Here is a 19,512-nt window from a genome sequence, read left to right on the forward strand (position 1 = left end):
ACCCCGCGGCGGAGCCGCACATCGGCGCAGGCAGTGGAGCGCGAAGGCGGCGAGGCTCCCCGTTACTCCTCGCGGCCGACCGGAGGCGGGGTTTCCCCGGCCCCGCCTCCACCCCCACTGATCCCACCCCCCGCAGCACCCCCGTCCCCACCCCCGCCCACCTCACCCCCCGGGCGATACGCGTGCGAAGGAGCCCGCGATGAGCGACATGATCACCGCGGACCTGGTCGACCTCGACCTGTCCGCCGATACGAAGGAAGCGGCGGCGCGTGCCCTCGCCGAGCGCATGGTGGCCCTGGGCCGGGTGACCGACCTGGACGGCTTCCTCGCCGACGTGGCCGCCCGCGAGGCACAGATGCCCACCGGCCTCGACGGCGGCATCGGCATCCCGCACTGCCGCAGCGAGCACGTCACCGAGCCGACGCTCGCCTTCGGGCGCAGCGCCGCCGGCATCGACTTCGGCGCGGCGGACGGCCCCGCCGACCTGATCTTCCTGATCGCGGCCCCCGCCGGCGCCGACGACGCCCACCTCACGATCCTGTCGTCGCTGGCCCGGCAGCTGATGAACGCCGAGTTCACCGACGCGTTGCGGTCGGCGGGCGACGCGGCGGCCGCGGCCGCACTGATCCGCGGGGACGAGCCGGCCGCGGCCGGCTCCGAAGACTCCGCTGCGGCGTCGGGGGCGGCCTCCGCCGACGCTGCAGCGGGCAGTACGGCCCCGGCGCCGGGAGCGAGCGTCGAGGACGCGTCCGCCCCGGCGTCGGGCGCCCCCGCCGCGGACGAGCGCCCCTTCCGTATCGTCGCCGTCACATCCTGTCCGACCGGCATCGCGCACACATACATGGCGGCCGAATCACTGGAGAACGCGGGCCGCGAGGCGGGCGTCGAGGTCACCGTCGAGACGCAGGGCTCGGCCGGCTTCACCCGGCTCGACCCGGCCGTCATCGCCGCGGCGGACGCCGTGATCTTCGCGCACGACGTGCCCGTGCGGGAGAAGGAACGCTTCGCCGGCAAGCCGACCGTCGACGTCGGCGTGAAGGCGGGCATCAACCGCCCCGGCGAACTGATCACCGAGGTGCGCGGCAAGGCCGAGCGCGGTGAGGTGACCGCGGGGACCGCGCCCGGCACCCCGGTCGAGCGCGCCGGTGAGTCCGGCGAGGGCTACGGCACCAAGCTGCGCAAGTGGCTGATGTCCGGTGTGAGCTACATGGTCCCGTTCGTCGCGGCCGGCGGTCTGCTGATCGCCCTCGGGTTCGCGATCGGCGGCTACAAGATCAAGTCGGCGCCGTCGGTCATGGACCACTTCGTGTGGACGCAGACGGACAGCTGGGCCGCCCTGATGTTCCAGATCGGCGCCGTGGCCTTCGGCTTCCTGGTCCCGGTCCTGGCGGGCTACATCGCCTACGGCATGGCGGACCGGCCGGGCCTGGTCCCCGGCTTCGTCGGCGGCATGATCGCCTCCACCATCAACGCGGGCTTCCTCGGCGGCCTCGTCGCCGGTCTGCTCGCCGGTGGTGTGGTGATGGCGATCCAGAAGATCAACATCCCGGCGGTGCTGCGCGGCATCATGCCGGTGGTGGTGATCCCGCTGATCTCCTCGGCGATCGTCGGGTTCCTGATGTTCGTCGTGGTCGGCAAGCCCATCGCCTCCGCCCAGAAGGGCATGACCGACTGGCTGAACGGCCTCTCCGGCTCCAACGCCATCCTGCTCGGCCTGCTGCTCGGCCTGATGATGTGCTTCGACCTCGGCGGCCCCGTCAACAAGGTCGCGTACACCTTCGCCACGGCCGGTATCGCGGTCTCCAACCCGAGCGACTCCGCGATGAAGATCATGGCCGCGGTGATGGCCGCCGGCATGGTCCCGCCGCTCGCGATGGCGCTGGCCACCACGGTCCGCGGCAAGCTCTTCACCGAGACCGAGCGTGAGAACGGCAAGGCCGCCTGGGTGCTGGGTGCCTCCTTCATCTCCGAGGGCGCGATCCCCTTCGCCGCGGCCGACCCGCTGCGCGTCATCCCCTCCTCGATGGTGGGCGGCGCGATCACCGGAGCCCTGTCGATGACCTTCGGCGCCACCCTGCGCGCCCCGCACGGCGGCATCTTCGTGGTCCCGCTGATCGGCAACGCCTTCCTCTATCTGATCGCCATCGCGGTCGGCGTGTGCGTCACCGCCACGCTGGTGGTCTTCCTGAAGGGCATGCGCAAGACGGCGCCCGGGGCCGTGAACTCCGGCACGACGGGCGACACCTCGACGGCGACGGCCCAGGCGAAGCAGCCGGTGGCCGCCTGACTCCGAGGCCCGCATGCCCCTTTGGTGCACTGTGAGTGGATCAGTGCAGCTGAGGGGCATGTGCCGTACCTGCGAAGACTGCGAGATACATCACGGTCCGGGGCCAAAGTCCCGGACCGTGGTGTCTACTGGTGGGCATGCCCGATGAGCACGTCTCGATCCTCCAGTCGCTGGGCCTGGCCGTCCTCGCCTTCGCGGCCGTCGTCTGGACGCTCGGCCTGGTCGGCCGGATGCGTCGCGGCCGATCCGGTGCCGGCAGCCTGCGGCTCACCCTCCGCACCCTCTGGTACACCGGCCGCACCCCCCTGCGGGCCCTTCCGCACCAGCGGCAGTTCCCTCCCCATCTGGAGTACGTCGAACTGACGCCGACGGAGCAGGACGCCTTCGCGGGCCTGGTACGACAGCTCAGCGACCGCCGCTGACGGACCGGCCGGCGGTCAGGAGACCTGCGCCGCCCGCCGCTCCATCGCGTCCCGGGCCGCGTCCTCGCTGACGTACACCTCGCACATGTGCCGCCCGTCGGGCGTCGCCGTGTGCTCGACCTCCCACAGGGAGACCTCCACGCCGTCACGCAGCAGGAACGCGTGCTCGTAGAGCGAGAAGCACAGCCCGGCCCGCCCCGCCCGGCACGGGCGCCCGAAAGCCTGCGTGATCTGGTGCGCGAACGCCGTCGCGAGCAGCGCGGCCGTCTCCGCGCCCGGCCGGTCCGGGTTCTCCGCGCGGCGCAGCAGCCGGCGCGCGTGATCCGCGGAGTCGTCCGGCACATACGCGTGCCGCGGCGCCGGGACCGGCGACAGCTGCACCGTCACCGGAAGCTCGAAGTCCGGGGCGTCCGGAGACAGCGGCAGCCGCGAGGTGGCCGCACGCAGCTCCTCCTCGTCGACGTACACCTCGTGCTGCGCGAGGCTGCCCGGCGCGGTGTTGTGCACCAGCTCCCACAGCGTGAGCGCCGAGCCGTCGACCAGCAGCCAGGTGTGCCGGTACGTCTCGCGGTGCAGCCCGGCGCTGTGGTGCGCGGAGTGCAGCGAACTGTCGTACGCCAGCGCGCAGTCCAGCTGCCGTATCGTCTCGTCCGGCAGCTCGAAGGAGTTCAGGGCACGGCCGAGGAGTCGCTCGAGATGCTCCTCCGGAGACTCGGGCGACTCGGCTGGTTCGTACGCTGCCGTCTCGTACGGAACGCTCAAGGTTTCTCCCGGCGTTGCTGCATGTCACCTTGTGGGTGCATACCGTAGCCCCTCGGTCGGACATCATGTCCGGGAACCGAGAAAACGTACGCACGGAAAACGCGCGGGCCGTGTGAGAAGTTCCCACACGGCCCGACGATCTGTCAGAAGTCGCTGCTCAGACGGCGATTACGCGGCGCTTCCCGCCGTCCACTCGCTCCACGGCATGTTCCAGCCGTTCAGCCCGTTGTCGGGGGCGACCGTCTTGTCCGGGGAGTTCTTGACGATCACGACGTCCCCGATGAGTGAGTTGTCGTAGAACCACTTGGCGTTCGTGGCGCCCTGGGCGCCCTGCACGTCCGCGAGCCCGACGCAGCCGTGGCTGGTGCCCTGGCGACCGAAGGGCGGATTGCCCTTGTCGTACCAGTAGTTGCCGTGGATGAACGTGCCGGTGTTCGTCAGGCGCATCGCGTGCGGTACGTCCGGGATGTTGTACTCGCCGCCCAGGTTGACCGTCCGGCTGTCCATCCGGGTCTGCTGGAACTTCTCGGAGATCACCATCTGCCCGTTGTACGTCGTGTGCTCCGGGCTGCCGGAAGAGATCGGCACCGACTTGAGGGTCTGGCCGTCCCGCACGACCGTCATGGTCTGCGTCTTCACATCCACCGTGGAGACCTGCGAGCGCCCGATGGTGAAGGCGACGGTCTTCTTCTGCACCCCGTAGACGCCGTTCGCGCCCTCGACGCCGTCCAGGTCGATCTTCATCGTGACCTTGGAGCCGGCCTTCCAGTACTCCTCGGGCCGGAAGTCGAGCCGCTGCGCCCCGAACCAGTGCCCGACCACCTTCTGCCCGCTGCTGGAGGTGACCGTGATGTGCGACTGCACGGCCTTCTTGTCGCTGATCACCTTGTCGAAGTCGAACGACACCGGCATCCCCACACCGACCGTCGTCCCGTTGTCCGGCGTGTACGTCCCGATGAAGCTGTTGGCCGAAGTGACGGTGGTGAAGATCGAGTTCGCGGCCGCCGTACGGCCGCTGCCGTCCTTCGCGGTTGCGGAGATCTGGTACTTCGTCCCGCGCTCCAGCTGCTCCTCGGGCTTCCACACCCCGCCGTCCGCGGATATCGAACCCGGAACCGCCTGACCCGACCCGGCCACCGTCATCTTCACGTCGGTCAGCCTGCCGTCGCTGACCTTCACGCCGGTCGAGTTGATCGACGCGTTGGTCGAGCGGTCCTTCGCCGAGATGACGATCTTCGCCGTCGACGTCTTGGACGAGCTCTCGCCCTTGCTGTCGCTCGCGGAGCCCGCGGAGCCCGAGGAGCCCGACGAGTTGGCGTTGGCGTTGCCGCCGCAGGCGGTCAGGGTGAGGGCGCCGACCATCAGGGCGGCACAGGCTCCCAGTACGCGTACGCGCCGCGCTGCAATGTCCGGCGTTGTCACGGGCTGCTCCAGGTTCGTGTGATGTGCGTTGTCCGTTCCAGTGCGTGTGAAAGGAGGGATTCGGCGGCCCTTGGGGTTCCCTCCGTCCGCGATGAACGCGATCACGTGACAGAACCGGGACAATCACGTGCGAACGCAGCCCTGTTGTTACCGACTCCCGTACAACTCCTCGTACGAGGGCCACATCCCGCCGGGCCCGTGCACCGGGTCGGCGGCGCGCACGGCCCGTACGATCGCCCGCGTCACCAGGTCCGCGCCCGCCGCGAGGATCTCGTTCAGCGCGAGGGGGTGCCCGGCGTCGAGCGGGCGCGCTCCGGTCGCCAGGGCGAACACCGTGTCGCCGTCGTTGAGCAGGTGCACCGGCCGTACGGCGCGCGCGATGCCGTCGTGTGCCGTTCCGGCGAGCTTCTGCGCCTGCGCCTTGGAGAGGTCCGCGTCGGTGGCGACCACGGCGAGCGTGGTGTTCAGCGGGGGGAGCACGTTCTTCGCGGCGGTCTCGGCGAGACGGCCGCGCGCGGCCTCGTGGACGTGTGGCTCGGGGTAGTTCACCCGCCCCTGGAACAACTCCCCGTACAGAACCCCCGTTTCCGGATCCATCGCCGATCCGGCCGCGTTGGCCACGACCAGGGCGGCCACCGTGACCCCCGAGCCGAGCACCGTGCTCGCGGTGCCGACCCCGCCCTTCATCGGCCCCACGGCGGCCCCGGTGCCGGCGCCCACGCACCCTTCCTGCACCCGTGCCCCGGCCTCGCTCGCCGCGGCCGCCTCGACCGCCGTCCGGCCGGTGGCGGCATCGGGTCTGGCCCGGAAGTCGCCGCCCCGCCCGAGATCGAAGACGCAGGCGGCGGGCACCACCGGGACCACATGCCGCGGATCCACCCCGACGCGCGCCCCGCGCCCCTGCTCCTCCAGCCAGGCCATCACCCCCGAGGCCGCGTCGAGCCCGTACGCGCTGCCGCCGGTCAGTACGATCGCCTCGACCTTCTGCACGAGGTTGCGCGGGTCGAGCGCGTCGGTCTCCTTGGTGCCGGGACCGCCGCCGCGCACGTCCACGGCGGCGACGGCGCCGCCTTCCGGGGCGAGGACGACCGTGGTGCCGGTGAGCCAGCCGCCGCCGGTGCGCGTCGCGTGGCCCACCCGCACTCCGGTGACGTCCGTCAATGCGTCAACTGTCATGGGGTCAGTCTCGCCCGGCCCGGCACGACAGCGCCCCGTCAGCCGACCGGACTCGTCGCGCGCTGCCCGCTCGATCCGCTCGCCCCACGTTCCCCGGCGCCTCTGCGCGCCGCCAGCGCCACCCCGGACGCCACCGCCAGCGCCGACACCAGGCCCGCCGCGAACACCGCCCAGTGGCCCAGGAAGGTGCAGAGGATCACGAGCAACGCCGTGGTCGGCAGTACCAGTTGCTGGGCGATGCCCACCTTGTAGTAGCGGGAGTGCAGCGCCCACACGGTGAGCAGATACAGCGCCGTCGGGAGGGTCACCGCCGCCGACGCCTCCAGGGTGGAGATGTGCGCCTTGCCGACCGCCTCCTCCACCGCCACCTCCAATCCGGCCCCGACGGCGGCCGCCGAGGCGAAGATCAGGTAGTGGCCGTAACCCCACAGGAAGGCCTGCCCATTGGTGCGCAGATGGCCGTGGATCGGCACCGCGAAGTAGATCCACCAGGCGGCGAAGATGATCAGCAGCCCGCCCGCCGCGATGGGCAGCAGATCGCCCAGGGCGTCGTTCTCGTCGATGCCCGACTTCACCGCGACGGTGGCCGCCGCGATGGTCTCGCCGAGCACGATGATCGTGAACAGCCCGTATCGCTCGGAGATGTGGTGCGGATGCCAGGACGTGGGGTGGTCCTTCTCCGCGTACAGCGGCACGCACATCTCCAGGACCGCCATCACCACGAAGACCCACCCCCGGGCGCCCACCGGCAGCACCACCAGCCCGAGCCAGCCGATCATGCACAGTGAGACACCCGCGGCATAGCGCAGCGCCATGGTCCGCTCGGCGCCCTCGGCCGACCGTGCCGCACGCAGCCACTGCGCCGTCATGGCGACCCGCATGATCACATAGCCCAGCCAGACCACCAGGAACTCGTGCTTCTCGAACGCCCGGGAGATCCCGGCCGCCAGCACCAGCACCCCGGCGATCTGGACCAGGGTCACGATCCGGTAGAGCACGTCGTCGTTGTCGTACGCCGAGGCGAACCAGGTGAAGTTCATCCACGCCCACCAGATGGCGAAGAACACCATCCCGTAGTTGAGGATCCCCTCGCCCGCGTGCCCCTCGGCGATGGCGTGCACCAGCTCCACGCCCGCCTGGGCGACGGCCACGACGAAGCACAGGTCGAAGAAGAGCTCGAGCGGCGAGGCGACGCGGTGCGCCTCCTCGCGGCCCCGGGCCGCGAGCCTGCGCAGTGGTCGGCGGCCCGCCGGCGGGCCGGAGGACGCGGGCGGGGGAGTCGAGCTGGTCGTCATGGGACCAAGCACAGCAGATAACCGGCGGGAATTCCTTGGCAGCGGCCACCGGCCCGCCCGCACGCCGCACGGCCCGCAGGCCGGGCGGGCCACCGGCGCGACCCGGTCGCCGCGCACCCCCGGGGCCGTACCCTGGAGGCATGACTTCCGCCCCCGCCCCCGAGCCGCGCGCCGCGAAGCCCGCGCTGATCTTCGACGACCCGCTGGACCAGCAGTCCTCGGACGACACCGACCGCGGCTGGGGCGAGCGACCGGGCTCCGAGGGCGACTCCGCGGCCGACCTGAAGCGCTTCCTCGACGAGAAGCCGCCCCACCACCTCTGAACGGCGCGGGCCGCGACCAGAACAGGCCCTACCGCCCGTTGCGCCCTCCCTCGCGCTGTGCGACCAGCTCGTCGCGGATCTGCTGCAGTACTTCCAGCTCGGTTACCTCGATCACCTCGTGGGTGCCCTCCCGCGCCTTGCGGCGGGCCTCCACGCGGGCGAGGTACTTCGCCATGGGCAGCACCATCAGGAAGTAGACGACGGCCGCGGTGATCACGAAGCTGAGGGTGGCGCCGAGGACCGAGCCCCACAGGAGCTGGACCCCCTGGTTGCCCGGGCACGACGCGCTCAGGCACGACTTGTAGTTGTCGAGGTTCGTGGTGCCGATCGCCCCGACCAGCGGGTTGATGAGCCCCTTCACCACCGAGTTCACGATGTTGGTGAACGCGGCGCCGATCACGACCGCCACCGCCAGATCGACGACGTTCCCGCGCATCAGGAAGGCCTTGAAGCCCTGCCAGATGTTCGGTTCCTTCTTCTTGCTCACCTCGGGTCCTCTTCTTCTCGCACGCACAGGTTGGGGAACAAACAGTTCCGCAACCTACGGCACGGCGCGACCGCCCTGTCCGATCGGGTGACTCGGCAGGCGGACTCGACAGGAATCCGCGCAGGATGCACACATCGTGGATCAGCACACCGTCACCGCCAGCCGCGCCGTCGCGCTCGCGCCGGCGAGGTGTGCCGCGGTGCTACGAGGAACCGAGAGCACGACCAGCGCCCCGCTGTCGGCCCCGCTGTCCAGAGGCTCCGGCACCTTGGTCACCCGTGCCCCGCGCGCGACCACACGGGCGTCGCCGCCCGTCGCCGTGTCCTGGGCGGCGACGACATCCACCCGGTCGCCGGGCCTGAGCAGCCGGACCGTGGCCCCGTCGGCGATCCGCACCGGCGCGGCCACCATCTCGACGGCGCGGTGCTTCCGTACGGGATCCGCCACCGGATGTCCACGCGCCGGTCCTGTGGCCCGTGGCCCCGCGGCCACCAGCGCGGCCGCGGTCACCGCGAGGCCCGCGGCCACGGCCCGCCTGCGGTGCCGTACGAGCCGCTGTAGTTGATACCGCCCGCCGCGCACCCGCACGGGAGCGAAGTGCGGGACCTCGCAGGTGGCGGGGGCGTCGGTGCCGGGTGGGCGCGGGGTGGAAGGGGAGGGGAAGAAGGACGGGGGAGGGAGGGACATGCGGATCACCGCCTGCGTCGAGGAATCGGCTTGCAGGCCCACGATGAGGCCTCGCGGCGATCTCCGCCGACGCCGGTGGACTACCGACGGGTTGTGGACAACTCCCTCACCGGAACGGGGAGTTCCGCAGTCCACGAGTCCTGGAGCCCCAACCCTCTTGAGGCTTCTCCCCGGCACCTCGTCACGGCAGCTCGAAACCCGGATCCATCCCGCCCAGCGCCTTCGTGCACAGGCAGTCCCGGTCCTCGTTCGCCGGCAGGGCGGCCACCGCGTCGAACAGCACGCCCCGCAGCCGGTCCACATTCGCCGCGAACACCCGCAGCACCTCGTCGTGCGAGACGCCCTCGCCGGTCTCGGCGCCCGCGTCGAGGTCGGTGACCAGCGTCATCGTCGAGTAGCACAGCTCCAGTTCACGGGCGAGCGCCGCCTCGGGATGGCCGGTCATGCCGACCACCGACCAGCCCTGCGCCTGATGCCACAACGATTCTGCGCGGGTCGAGAAGCGCGGCCCCTCGACCACGACCAGGGTGCCGCCGTCCACCGGCTCCCAGTCCCGGCCGCGCGCGGCCTTCAGAGCGGCCGTGCGTCCCACGGGGCAGTAGGGGTCGGCCAGGGACACGTGCACCACGTTCGGGATGTCGCCGCCGGGCAGCGGCAGCCCGTCGAAGTACGTCCCCACCCGGGACTTCGTACGGTCGACCAGCTGGTCCGGCACGAGCAGCGTCCCCGGGCCGTACTCGGGGCGCAGCCCGCCCACCGCGCACGGGCCGAGCACCTGACGCACGCCGAGCGACCGCAGTGCCCACAGGTTGGCCCGGTAGTTGATCCGGTGCGGCGGCAGATGGTGGCCGCGGCCGTGGCGGGGCAGGAAGGCGACCCGCCGCCCGGCGATCTCACCGAGGAAGAGGGAGTCGCTGGGCGGCCCGTAGGGGGTGTCCACCTGGACCTCGGTCACGTCGTCGAGGAAGGAGTAGAAGCCCGAGCCGCCGATTACACCGATCTCTGCGTTCGCCATGGCCGCACAGTATCGGGCCCCCGGAGGCGCGCGGAGAGGGGGATCCGGAGACGACCGGAACCCTGCCGTCGAACGACGACAGGGTCCCGTGAGCGGGTCCTAGGCGGCGGAGCTGCTGCTGGAGGCGGTGCCGGTGCTCGACGGCTTCGAGTCCGAGGACGACGAGGACGGGGCCGACGACGAGGTGGACGTCGACGACTTCGAGGACGCCGGCGAGCTGCTCGAAGAGGAGCCGCGGCTGTCGTTCCGGTAGAAGCCGGAGCCCTTGAAGACAATGCCGACCGCGGAGAACACCTTCTTCAGGCGGCCACCGCAGTTGGGGCACTCGGTCAGAGCGTCGTCGGTGAACTTCTGCACCGCCTCGAGGCCCTCGCCGCACTCGGTGCACTGGTACTGGTAGGTGGGCACTGTCTTCCTCCTGGCACTCTCACTCAATGAGTGCTAACGAGCGTCTATAGTGACGCATTCCCGAGGATCAGTCCACCGTCACCGGCACTCGGTGACCGACGCCACGTGCGACGGTCAGACTGCGGGGCCGTGCCACGAGCCGCGACCGAAGGGCCACGAGGGTCGTCAGCGCCAGTACGGTACCGGCCATCGGCACCAGGAATCCGGCCCCGCCCCAGAAGCGGTCCTCCAGCTGTCCGGCGACCGTGACGGCCGCGGCCTGGCCGAGTGCCACCGCGCCGGTCAGCCAGGTGAAGGCCTCGGTGCGGGCGCCGGCCGGGACCAGGCCCTCGACCAGCGTGTAGCCGGTGATCAGCGCGGGCGCGATGCACATGCCCACGAGCAGGCCGAGACCGGCCAGGACGAGCACCGAGTGTGCGGCCCACAGGCCGGAGGCCGCCAGGGCGAGGGCGCCGTACCCGAGGACGAGCCGCCGCTGCGGTGCCACCTTCCAGGCGACGGCGCCGCAGACGATGCCGGAGAGCATGTTGCCCGCCGCGAAGACGCCGTACAGGACGCCGTTCAGGCCGGGCTCGCCGATCGACTCGGTGAACGCGGCCAGCGAGACCTGCATGCCGCCGAAGACGGAGCCGATGCCCAGGAAGGCGACGACCAGAACGCGCACACCAGGGACGCGCAGTGCGGAGGCGTGCTCCACGCGCGCGTGCCCCGTGGGGGTGACCGCGGGCTGTGTGCTCTTCTGCGCCGCGAACAGCAGGCCGCCGACGAGCGTCAGCGCGGCCTCGGTCACCAGGCCCGCGGCCGGGGTGACGGCGGTGCACAGGGCGGTGGCGAGCAGCGGGCCGAAGACGAAGGTCAGCTCGTCCGTGACGGACTCGAAGGCGGCCGCGGTGGTCATCAGGGGCGAGCCCTGGAGCTTCACGCCCCAGCGGGCGCGCACCATGGGGCCGACCTGCGGCACCGAGGCGCCGGTCGGCACGGCCGCCGCGAACAGGGCCCACAGGGGCGCGTGGGCCAGCGCGAGCGCGGTGAGGGTCAGGCCCGACAGCGAGTGCAGCAGCACGCCGGGGATCAGCACGGCGCGCTGCCCGTAGCGGTCGGCGAGGCGGCCGCTGTAGGGCGCGAACAGGGCCATGGAGACGCCGGTGACGGCCGCGGCGGCGCCCGCCGCGCCGTAGGAGCCGGTGGTGTGCTGCACCAGCAGCACGATGGAGATGGTGAGCATCGCGAACGGCTGGCGTGCCGCGAAGCCGGGGAGCAGGAACGTCCAGGCGCCGCGGGTGCGCAGCAGCTGTCCGTAGCCCGGGCGGGAGGTGACCGTGGATGCCACGGCCCGTGCCTTTCTGCCGCCTGGTAGCGCGCCCCTTTGTGCGGGCGGCGCCGAGAGCTGTCCTCTTGCGCGGAACTGCGGTAGATACCGGCGGTCCACTGCGGAGGGACGTTCCGGCCGCCATACGGTCGCGCCAGCACTGCGTCAGGCAGAGTTGGTTCGATCTGGGTGCGCCTTCATCGTACAGGGATCAGCGGGGGATATGCCTGTGAATACGAGCACCCTGCGGGGCGTTCACCTGCGATTACCTAGGGTGTGAACCGTACGAAACACACCATTAACGCCCGGCTCCCGCTCCCGTCCCGTTCGTCCCGAGCCATCCCGCCAGCTTGCCGCCGTGGCCGACCGAGCGCAGTCGCCGCTCGGCCGCGTCCCGCACCGGATCCGTGGCGACGACGAGCAGTTCGTCGCCGCGCCGCAGCACCGTGGTCGGCAGGGGGACAAACGATTTTCCTTCGCGGACGACCAAGGTGACGGCGGCCCCGGCCGGCAGGCGCAGCTCGGCCACCTCGACGCCGTGCATCTTCGAGCCCTCGGGGATCGCGACGGACAGCAGATGCCCGCGCAGCCGCTCCAGCGGGGCCGACTCGATGCCGAGGTCGGCGGCCTCGGCGTCCTCGCCCAGGCGCAGCTTGCGGGCGAGCCAGGGCAGCGTCGGCCCCTGCACCAGGGTGTAGACGACGACCAGCACGAAGACGATGTTGAAGATGCGGTGGCTCGCGTCCACGCCCTGCACCATCGGGATCGTCGCCAGGATGATGGGGACCGCGCCGCGCAGCCCCGCCCAGGACATCAGGGTCTGCTCCTGCCACGGCACCCGGAACGGCGTCAGGCACAGCACCACGCTCAGCGGGCGCGCCACCATGGTCAGCGCCAGGCCGATGACGAGCGCGGGCACCACGTCGTCGCCGAGTTCGTGCGGGGTGACCAGCAGGCCGAGCAGGACGAACATGCCGATCTGTGCGATCCAGCCCAGGCCGTCGGCGAAGCCGCGGGTGGCGGGCCAGTGGGGCAGTTTCGCGTTGCCCATCACCATCGAGGCGAGATAGACGCCCAGGAAGCCGCTGCCGTGCGCGAGCGCGCCGCCCGCGTACGCGGTGACGGCGATCGCCATCACGGCGATCGGATACAGGCCCGAGGCGGGCAGCGCCACGTGCCGAAGGCCCCAGGAGCCGAGCCAGCCCACCGCGAGGCCGATGGCCGCGCCGATGGCGAGCTCCAGGGCTATCTCGCCCAGCAGCACGTACCAGTGGGAGACCGGGCCGGCCGTGGAGAAGGCGACCACCAGGATGACCACGGGGGCGTCGTTGAAGCCGGACTCGGCCTCCAGGGTGCCCGTCACGCGCGCGGGCAGCGGGATCTTCCGCAGCACCGAGAAGACCGCCGCCGCGTCCGTGGAGGAGACCACCGCCCCGACGATCAGCGCCTGCCGCCACTCCAGCCCGACCAGGAAGTGCGCGGCCGATGCCGTGACCCCGACGCTCACCGCGACCCCGCCCAGTGCCAGCGCGGAGGCGGCCGGCAGGGCCGGCTCGATCTCCTTCCACTTCGTGCCCAGACCGCCCTCGGCCAGGATCACGACGAGGGCCGCGTATCCGATGACCTGGGTCAGTTCGGCATTGCTGAAGTGGATGTTGCCGATGCCGTCCTGGCCCATGAGGACCCCGATCCCCAGGTACACGAGCAGGCTGGGGAGCCCGCTGCGCGAGGAGATCCGGACCGCGGCCACGGCGACGAGCAGGACGAGCGAGCAGACGAGCAGAAGCTGGTTGAGGTGGTGGACAGTCAGCGGCCGTTCCCTTCCCTGGCTCACACGCATCCCGCGCGGGAGCTCACGTACATAGGACACGAAGCCGAGAAACTCCGCACCCAAGTACTTCGTTACCTTACCTAACTCTTGACGATTTCTTGACGCTCGGGAAGGCAAGATCGAACACCCGCCCGCTCTTGTTCCCGACTCCGCGTCAAGGCCCCCAGGGCCCTGCGCCTATGGTTGCTCCAGCGCTCATTCAAAGTCACAGCCCCGCCTGCCGCTCGCGTTAGGACAGCAAGGACAGCGATGCCCCCCAACATCACCGCCACAACGGGTGACAAGCCCGGCAAGTCCGGCAGGAAGAAGGGGCGCAAAGCCCGATTGGTCGTGCTGGTACTGGTTCTGGCCATCATCGGAGGCATCGCCTACGGGGCGTACTGGTCCATCAGCACCGTCCGCGCGTCGTTCCCGCAGACCAAGGGATCGATCACGCTCGACGGCCTGTCAGGACCCGTCGACGTGAAGCGCGACGGCAACGGCATCCCGCAGATCTACGCCTCCACCGACGAGGACCTGTTCATGGCGCAGGGCTACGTCCAGGCGCAGGACCGGTTCTACGAGATGGACGTGCGCCGCCACATGACCTCCGGCCGGCTGTCGGAGATGTTCGGCAAGGACCAGGTCAAGGACGACGAATTCCTGCGCACCCTGGGCTGGGACCGGGTGGCGAAGAAGGAGTACGACACCAAGCTGTCGGCCTCCACCAAGAAGTACCTCCAGGCGTACGCCAAGGGAGTCAACGCCTATCTGCAGGGCAAGGACGGCAAGGACATCTCCCTGGAGTACGCGGCGCTGGGCTTCGTCAACGACTACAAGCCGGCGCAGTGGACCCCGGTGGACTCGATCTCCTGGCTGAAGGCGATGGCCTGGGACCTGCGCGGCAACATGCAGGACGAGATCGACCGCGCCCTGATGACCAGCCGTCTCGGCCCCAAGCAGATCGCCGACCTGTACCCGGACTACCCGTACAGCCGCAACAAGGCGATCGTCCAGGAGGGCCAGTACAACACGCTCACCAAGACGTTCGAGCAGAACGGCAGCTCGTCCACGAGCGGCACGTCCGGTACGGCGACGAGCGGTGCGACCGGCGCGTCCTCGTCGGCGGCCGGATCGGCCCTGACGAGCCAGCTGTCGGGTCTCTACAAGGTCCTGGACAACGTGCCCACGGCCGTCGGCGTGAACGGCCAGGGCATCGGCTCCAACTCCTGGGTCGTCGCCGGGGAGCACACCATCACCGGCAAGCCGCTGCTGGCCAACGACCCGCACCTGTCGGCCTCGCTGCCGTCCGTCTGGTACCAGATGGGCCTGCACTGCCGCACCGTCTCCAGCAAGTGCCAGTACGACGTGACCGGTTACACCTTCGCGGGCATGCCCGGCGTGGTCATCGGCCACAACCAGGACATCGCCTGGGGCATGACCAACTCGGGTGTCGACGTCACCGACCTGTACCTGGAGAAGGTCTCCGGCGACGGCTACCTCTACGACGGCACGGTGCGGCCGTTCAAGACCCGCGAGGAGACCATCAAGGTCGCCGGCGGCACGTCCAAGACGATCGTCGTGCGCCAGACCGCCGACGGGATGCCCCTGCTCTCCGACCGCGACGACGAGCTCGTGACGGTCGGCAAGAAGGCCACCGTCAACACCGCAGCGCCCGACCGCGGCGACGGCTACGGCATCGCGCTGCGCTGGACCGCGCTCGACCCGGGCACCTCCATGGACGCCGTCTTCGCCCTGGACAGGGCGTCGAACTGGAGCGACTTCCGCTCCGCGGCCGCCCTGTTCGACGTGCCCTCGCAGAACCTCGTCTACGCCGACAAGAACAACATCGGCTACACGCTGCCCGGAAAGATCCCCACGCGCGCCAAGAAGGACGACGGCTCCATCCCGGCGCCGGGCTGGGACTCCGGCTACAAGTGGACCGGGTACATCCCCAAGGACGCGCTGCCGTACGAGTTCAACCCCAAGCGCGGCTACATCGTCACCGCCAACCAGGCGGTGATCGACAAGAACAAGTACCCCTACACGCTCACCACCGACTGGGGCTACGGCACCCGCAGCCAGCGCATCACCGACCTGATCGAGTCGAAGATCAGGGGCGGCGGCAAGATCTCCACCGACGACATGCGCCAGATGCAGCTGGACAACAGCAGCGAGATCGCCAAGCTGCTCGTGCCCAAGCTGCTGAAGATCGACATCACGGACAAGGACGTCCGCGGGGCGAAGGCCGTCCGTGAGGCCCAGGACCTGCTGGAGGGCTGGGACTACACCCAGGACGCCGACTCGGCGGCCGCCGCCTACTTCAACGCGGTCTGGCGCAACATCCTCAAGCTCGCCTTCGGCAACAAGCTGCCCAAGGAGCTGCGGGTCGAGGGCCAGTGCCTGTGGGTCGACCCGGTCAACAGCACCGGGCCCGCGGACGAGACGAACAAGGTGCGCGAGTGCGGCGAGCGCGCCGCCGACCAGGCGCAGCCGGACGGCGGCGACCGCTGGTTCGAGGTCGTCCGCACCCTCATGGACGACCAGAAGAGCGACTGGTGGTCCACGCCCAAGTCGCTCACCCGGCCCGGGGCGAGCGACAACCGCGACGATCTCTTCAAGCGCGCCATGATCGACGCCCGTTGGGAGCTGACGGCCAAGCTCGGCAAGGACATCGACACCTGGAGCTGGGGCCGGCTGCACCGTCTGTTCCTGAAGAACCAGACCCTCGGCACCGACGGCCCCGCCTTCGTGAAGTACATCCTCAACCGCGGCCCCTGGAAGCTCAGCGGCGGCGAGGCGACGGTCGACGCCACCGGCTGGAACGCCGCCGGCGGCTACGGCGTTGTCTGGGTGCCGTCGATGCGCATGGTGGTCAACCTCGACGACCTCGACAAGTCGAAGTGGATCAACCTCACCGGCGCCTCGGGGCACGCCTACAGCGCCCACTACACCGACCAGACGAGCAAGTGGGTCAAGGGCGAACTGCTCGACTGGAACTTCTCGGACAAGGCCGTCGACAAGAACACGAGCGACACCCTGGTCCTGAAGCCATGAGCCACCGGCTCTAGCTCACGGGTCACGGTCACGGGTCACGGAAAGTGCCCTCCACGCGCGCGTGGAGGGCACTTCTCATGTGAACCGCCGTACTCCCGACGGCGTCACCACCGCATGCACCGGCCGGTCGTGCGCCTCCTCCGGGACATGCCCGACGACCTCCGAGTCGTACAGCAGCACCACCAGCGCGGGGTGGGCGTCCGCGCGCTGCAGACGCGTGAGGACGCGGTCGTACGACCCTCCGCCGCGCCCCAGCCGCATCCCCCGGGCGTCGACGGCGAGACCGGGCAGCAGCACGACGTCGGCGCCGGTCACGGCGTCCGGTCCGAGGCGTTCGCCGGTGGGCTCGAAGAGGGCCATTTTTCCGCCGTGTTGGACGCGCGCGAGGGAGCCCTCCCCGGCGTAGGCGCCCCAGTCGAGATCGTTGTCCGGGAGAAGGGCGGGAAGCAGGACGCGCACGCCCCGCTCGCGCAGCGCGTCCAGCAGCGCGAGCGTGCCCGGCTCGCTCCCCACGGAGACGTACGCCGCCACCGTGCGCGCATGCGCCAGCTCCGGCAGCCCGAGGGCGCGGGCGGCCAGCGCGTCCGCGGATTCCCGCACGTCATCGGCCGTCAATCTGTTTCTCACCGCGAGGAGCTCTCGCCGCAACATTCGCTTGTCAGTCTCGGTCGCACGTCCGATGTGACTCATAGGTGGCACCCGTACCCTTCCATATGCGCTCATATGAGAGCCAATTAACCGGAGCCTCAGATTCCCAGCCAAGGCACCGGATATGGTTGCCGCCATGACCCAGTCGCACCCCAGGATCAGCAAGGCTGTCATCCCTGCAGCGGGCCTCGGCACCCGGTTCCTGCCGGCCACCAAGGCCACTCCCAAGGAGATGCTGCCGGTCGTCGACAAGCCGGCGATCCAATACGTGGTCGAAGAGGCCGTGTCGGCGGGCCTCGACGACGTCCTCATGATCACGGGCCGCAACAAGCGTCCCCTGGAGGACCACTTCGACCGCAACTACGAGCTCGAGTCCGCCCTCCAGAAGAAGGGCGACGCGGGCAGGCTCGCCAAGGTCCAGGAGTCCAGCGACCTCGCGACCATGCACTACGTGCGTCAGGGCGACCCCAGGGGCCTCGGCCACGCGGTGCTGTGCGCCGCCCCGCACGTCGGCCGCGAGCCCTTCGCCGTCCTCCTCGGCGACGACCTGATCGACCCGCGCGACCCGCTCCTCGCGCGCATGGTCGAGGTCCAGGAGCAGCGCGGCGGCAGCGTCATCGCGCTCATGGAGGTCGCACCCGAGCAGATCCACCTCTACGGCTGCGCGGCCGTCGACCCCACCGGGGACGCCGACGTGGTCAAGGTCCACGACCTCGTCGAGAAGCCGGCCGCCGCCGACGCCCCGTCCAACTACGCGATCATCGGCCGCTACGTCCTCGACCCGCACATCTTCGACATACTGCGCAAGACCGAGCCGGGCCGCGGCGGCGAGATCCAGCTCACCGACGCCCTGCAGCAGCTCGCCGCCGACGAGAAGGTGGGCGGTCCCGTACACGGCGTCGTCTTCAAGGGCCGCCGCTATGACACCGGTGACCGCGGCGACTACCTGCGTGCCATTGTCAGACTCGCATGCGAACGTGAAGACCTGGGCCCGGACTTCCGGACCTGGCTTCGCAGTTACGTAGCCGAGGAGATGTAGCAACGTTGAGCAGCGCCGCGCCCCGCACCACCGGCCAGGACCACCTCTGGTCGGTGGACGAACACCTGGAGGACATCCTCACGACCGTCCGCCCCCTGGAACCCATCGAGCTGCAACTCCTCGACGCCCAGGGCTGCGTCCTGGTCGAGGACGTCACGGTGCCGGTCTCCCTGCCGCCGTTCGACAACAGCTCCATGGACGGGTACGCGGTGCGGGTCTCGGATGTCGCGGGCGCGAGCGCGGAGTTCCCCGCCGTCCTGGCCGTCGTCGGGGATGTCGCGGCGGGCCAGGCCGGCCTGCTCCATGTGGGCCCCGGCCAGGCCGCCCGCATCATGACCGGCGCTCCGCTGCCGTCCGGCGCGGAGACCGTCGTCCCCGTCGAGTGGACCGACGGCGGCCTCGGCGAAGGGCCGGCGACCGGTATGCGCGCCCGGTCCCTGGCCCCCGAGGGGGCGGAGGGACACGTGCACGTGTACCGCCCGGCTGAGGCACGCGCGCACGTACGCGCGAAGGGCAGCGACGTGAAGTCCGGCGACCGCGCCCTCGAGGCCGGCACGGTCCTCGGACCGCCGCAGATCGCCCTGCTCGCCGCAATCGGCCGCGGCACGGTACGCGTGCGCCCGCGCCCGCGCGTGGTCGTCATGTCCACCGGCAGCGAACTCGTCCAGCCCGACGAGAAACTGGGCAGCGGCCAGATCTACGACTCCAACAGCTTCGCCCTCACCGCCGCCGCCCGCGACGCCGGCGCCATCGCCTACCGGGTGGGTGCCGTCGCCGACGACGCGGAGACCCTCCGCTCCACCATCGAGGACCAGCTGGTGCGCGCCGACCTCCTGGTCACCACGGGCGGCGTGAGCGTCGGGGCGTACGACGTGGTCAAGGAGGCCCTGTCGTACGTCGGCGACGAGGACGTGCCGGGCAGCGGCATCGACTTCCGCAAGCTCGCCATGCAGCCGGGCAAGCCCCAGGGCTTCGGCTCCATCGGCCCCGACCACACCCCTCTGCTGGCCCTGCCCGGCAACCCGGTGTCGTCGTATGTCTCCTTCGAGCTCTTCGTCCGCCCCGCCATCCGCACCCTCATGGGGCTCGACGACCTGCACCGGCCGCGCACCCGCGCGACCCTCACCGCCCGTAAGGCGCTGACCTCGCCGAAGGGCCGTAGACAGTTCCTGCGCGGGACGTACGCCGACGGCTCCGTGACCCCGGTCGGCGGCGCCGGATCGCACCTGGTCGCGGCCCTCGCGCACGCCGACGCGCTGATCGTCGTCCCCGAGGACGTGGAGTCCGTCGAGCCCGGCTCCGAGGTGGAGGTCGTCCTGCTCGGCTGAGTGCTCCCGGCCCGCGATACCGTGTCGCGCACAACAG

At 70.6% G+C, this 19,512-nt stretch carries 17 protein-coding genes; 6 read left to right on the forward strand and 11 right to left on the reverse strand.

Going from position 1 to position 19,512, the window contains the following annotated elements; translation table 11 throughout:
• The first annotated feature begins 199 nt into the window (after positions 1-199).
• Both ACFY1U_RS41095 and ACFY1U_RS41100 read left to right on the forward strand, forming a co-directional pair.
• A complete protein-coding gene (locus ACFY1U_RS41095) occupies positions 200-2,287 on the forward strand; it encodes a fructose-specific PTS transporter subunit EIIC (protein ID WP_390699152.1) in 2,088 nt (695 codons plus the stop codon).
• A gap of 137 nt (positions 2,288-2,424) precedes the next feature.
• The gene (locus ACFY1U_RS41100) at positions 2,425-2,709 is read left to right on the forward strand and encodes a hypothetical protein (RefSeq protein ID WP_390699153.1); all 285 of its coding nucleotides are present in this window, start codon (positions 2,425-2,427) and stop codon (positions 2,707-2,709) included.
• 15 nt (positions 2,710-2,724) lie between these two features.
• On the opposite strand, the gene ACFY1U_RS41105 is transcribed toward ACFY1U_RS41100, so the two are convergent.
• From ACFY1U_RS41105 to ACFY1U_RS41120, 4 genes are all read right to left on the reverse strand, one after another.
• Positions 2,725-3,471: a DUF6227 family protein gene (locus ACFY1U_RS41105; RefSeq protein ID WP_390699154.1), complete on the reverse strand. Its 747-nt coding sequence runs from the start codon at positions 3,469-3,471 to the stop codon at positions 2,725-2,727.
• 168 nt (positions 3,472-3,639) lie between these two features.
• The gene (locus ACFY1U_RS41110) at positions 3,640-4,893 is read right to left on the reverse strand and encodes an Ig-like domain-containing protein (RefSeq protein ID WP_390699155.1); all 1,254 of its coding nucleotides are present in this window, start codon (positions 4,891-4,893) and stop codon (positions 3,640-3,642) included.
• 147 nt (positions 4,894-5,040) lie between these two features.
• Complete coding sequence (locus ACFY1U_RS41115) at positions 5,041-6,069, reverse strand: P1 family peptidase (RefSeq protein WP_390699156.1); 1,029 nt, start codon at positions 6,067-6,069, stop codon at positions 5,041-5,043.
• Positions 6,070-6,107: 38 nt separating this feature from the next.
• Entirely contained in the window at positions 6,108-7,364 is a 1,257-nt protein-coding gene (locus tag ACFY1U_RS41120; RefSeq protein WP_390699157.1) for a low temperature requirement protein A, read from the reverse strand.
• 140 nt (positions 7,365-7,504) lie between these two features.
• Between ACFY1U_RS41120 and ACFY1U_RS41125 the strand changes: the two genes are divergently transcribed.
• Positions 7,505-7,687, forward strand: coding sequence for a hypothetical protein (locus ACFY1U_RS41125; protein WP_390699158.1), 183 nt, complete (start codon positions 7,505-7,507; stop codon positions 7,685-7,687).
• Positions 7,688-7,715: 28 nt separating this feature from the next.
• Here ACFY1U_RS41125 and mscL read toward each other — a convergent pair whose 3' ends face one another.
• The 6 genes from mscL to ACFY1U_RS41155 all read right to left on the reverse strand — a co-directional run bounded on the left by mscL (position 7,716) and on the right by ACFY1U_RS41155 (position 13,433).
• Positions 7,716-8,174, reverse strand: a complete 459-nt coding sequence (gene mscL, locus ACFY1U_RS41130; RefSeq protein ID WP_390699159.1) for a large conductance mechanosensitive channel protein MscL — start codon at positions 8,172-8,174, stop codon at positions 7,716-7,718.
• Positions 8,175-8,315: 141 nt separating this feature from the next.
• Complete coding sequence (locus tag ACFY1U_RS41135; RefSeq protein WP_390699160.1) at positions 8,316-8,861, reverse strand: hypothetical protein; 546 nt, start codon at positions 8,859-8,861, stop codon at positions 8,316-8,318.
• A 181-nt stretch (positions 8,862-9,042) separates the two neighbouring features.
• Positions 9,043-9,876, reverse strand: a complete 834-nt coding sequence (locus tag ACFY1U_RS41140) for an S-methyl-5'-thioadenosine phosphorylase (protein ID WP_099929450.1) — start codon at positions 9,874-9,876, stop codon at positions 9,043-9,045.
• Between the two features lie 99 nt (positions 9,877-9,975).
• The gene (locus ACFY1U_RS41145) at positions 9,976-10,284 is read right to left on the reverse strand and encodes an FmdB family zinc ribbon protein (protein WP_390699161.1); all 309 of its coding nucleotides are present in this window, start codon (positions 10,282-10,284) and stop codon (positions 9,976-9,978) included.
• 67 nt (positions 10,285-10,351) lie between these two features.
• A complete protein-coding gene (locus tag ACFY1U_RS41150; RefSeq protein WP_390699162.1) occupies positions 10,352-11,614 on the reverse strand; it encodes an MFS transporter in 1,263 nt (420 codons plus the stop codon).
• 277 nt (positions 11,615-11,891) lie between these two features.
• Positions 11,892-13,433 carry a potassium/proton antiporter gene (locus ACFY1U_RS41155; RefSeq protein WP_390699353.1) on the reverse strand — a complete coding sequence of 514 codons (1,542 nt, stop codon included), beginning with the start codon at positions 13,431-13,433 and terminating at the stop codon, positions 11,892-11,894.
• A 240-nt stretch (positions 13,434-13,673) separates the two neighbouring features.
• On the opposite strand from ACFY1U_RS41155, the gene ACFY1U_RS41160 reads away from it, so the two are divergent.
• Positions 13,674-16,460 (forward strand): penicillin acylase family protein, encoded by a 2,787-nt coding sequence (locus tag ACFY1U_RS41160; RefSeq protein WP_390699163.1) that lies wholly within the window; start codon positions 13,674-13,676, stop codon positions 16,458-16,460.
• Positions 16,461-16,535: 75 nt separating this feature from the next.
• On the opposite strand, the gene ACFY1U_RS41165 is transcribed toward ACFY1U_RS41160, so the two are convergent.
• A complete protein-coding gene (locus ACFY1U_RS41165; RefSeq protein WP_390699164.1) occupies positions 16,536-17,150 on the reverse strand; it encodes a 5-formyltetrahydrofolate cyclo-ligase in 615 nt (204 codons plus the stop codon).
• Between the two features lie 94 nt (positions 17,151-17,244).
• On the opposite strand from ACFY1U_RS41165, the gene galU reads away from it, so the two are divergent.
• Positions 17,245-18,147: a UTP--glucose-1-phosphate uridylyltransferase GalU gene (gene galU / locus ACFY1U_RS41170; protein ID WP_390699165.1), complete on the forward strand. Its 903-nt coding sequence runs from the start codon at positions 17,245-17,247 to the stop codon at positions 18,145-18,147.
• Positions 18,148-18,152: 5 nt separating this feature from the next.
• Positions 18,153-19,475 (forward strand): gephyrin-like molybdotransferase Glp, encoded by a 1,323-nt coding sequence (gene glp / locus ACFY1U_RS41175; protein WP_390699166.1) that lies wholly within the window; start codon positions 18,153-18,155, stop codon positions 19,473-19,475.
• Positions 19,476-19,512: the final 37 nt, after the last annotated feature.

This window comes from Streptomyces sp. NPDC001351, from assembly GCF_042896045.1.
In the GTDB taxonomy this organism is placed as follows: domain Bacteria; phylum Actinomycetota; class Actinomycetes; order Streptomycetales; family Streptomycetaceae; genus Streptomyces.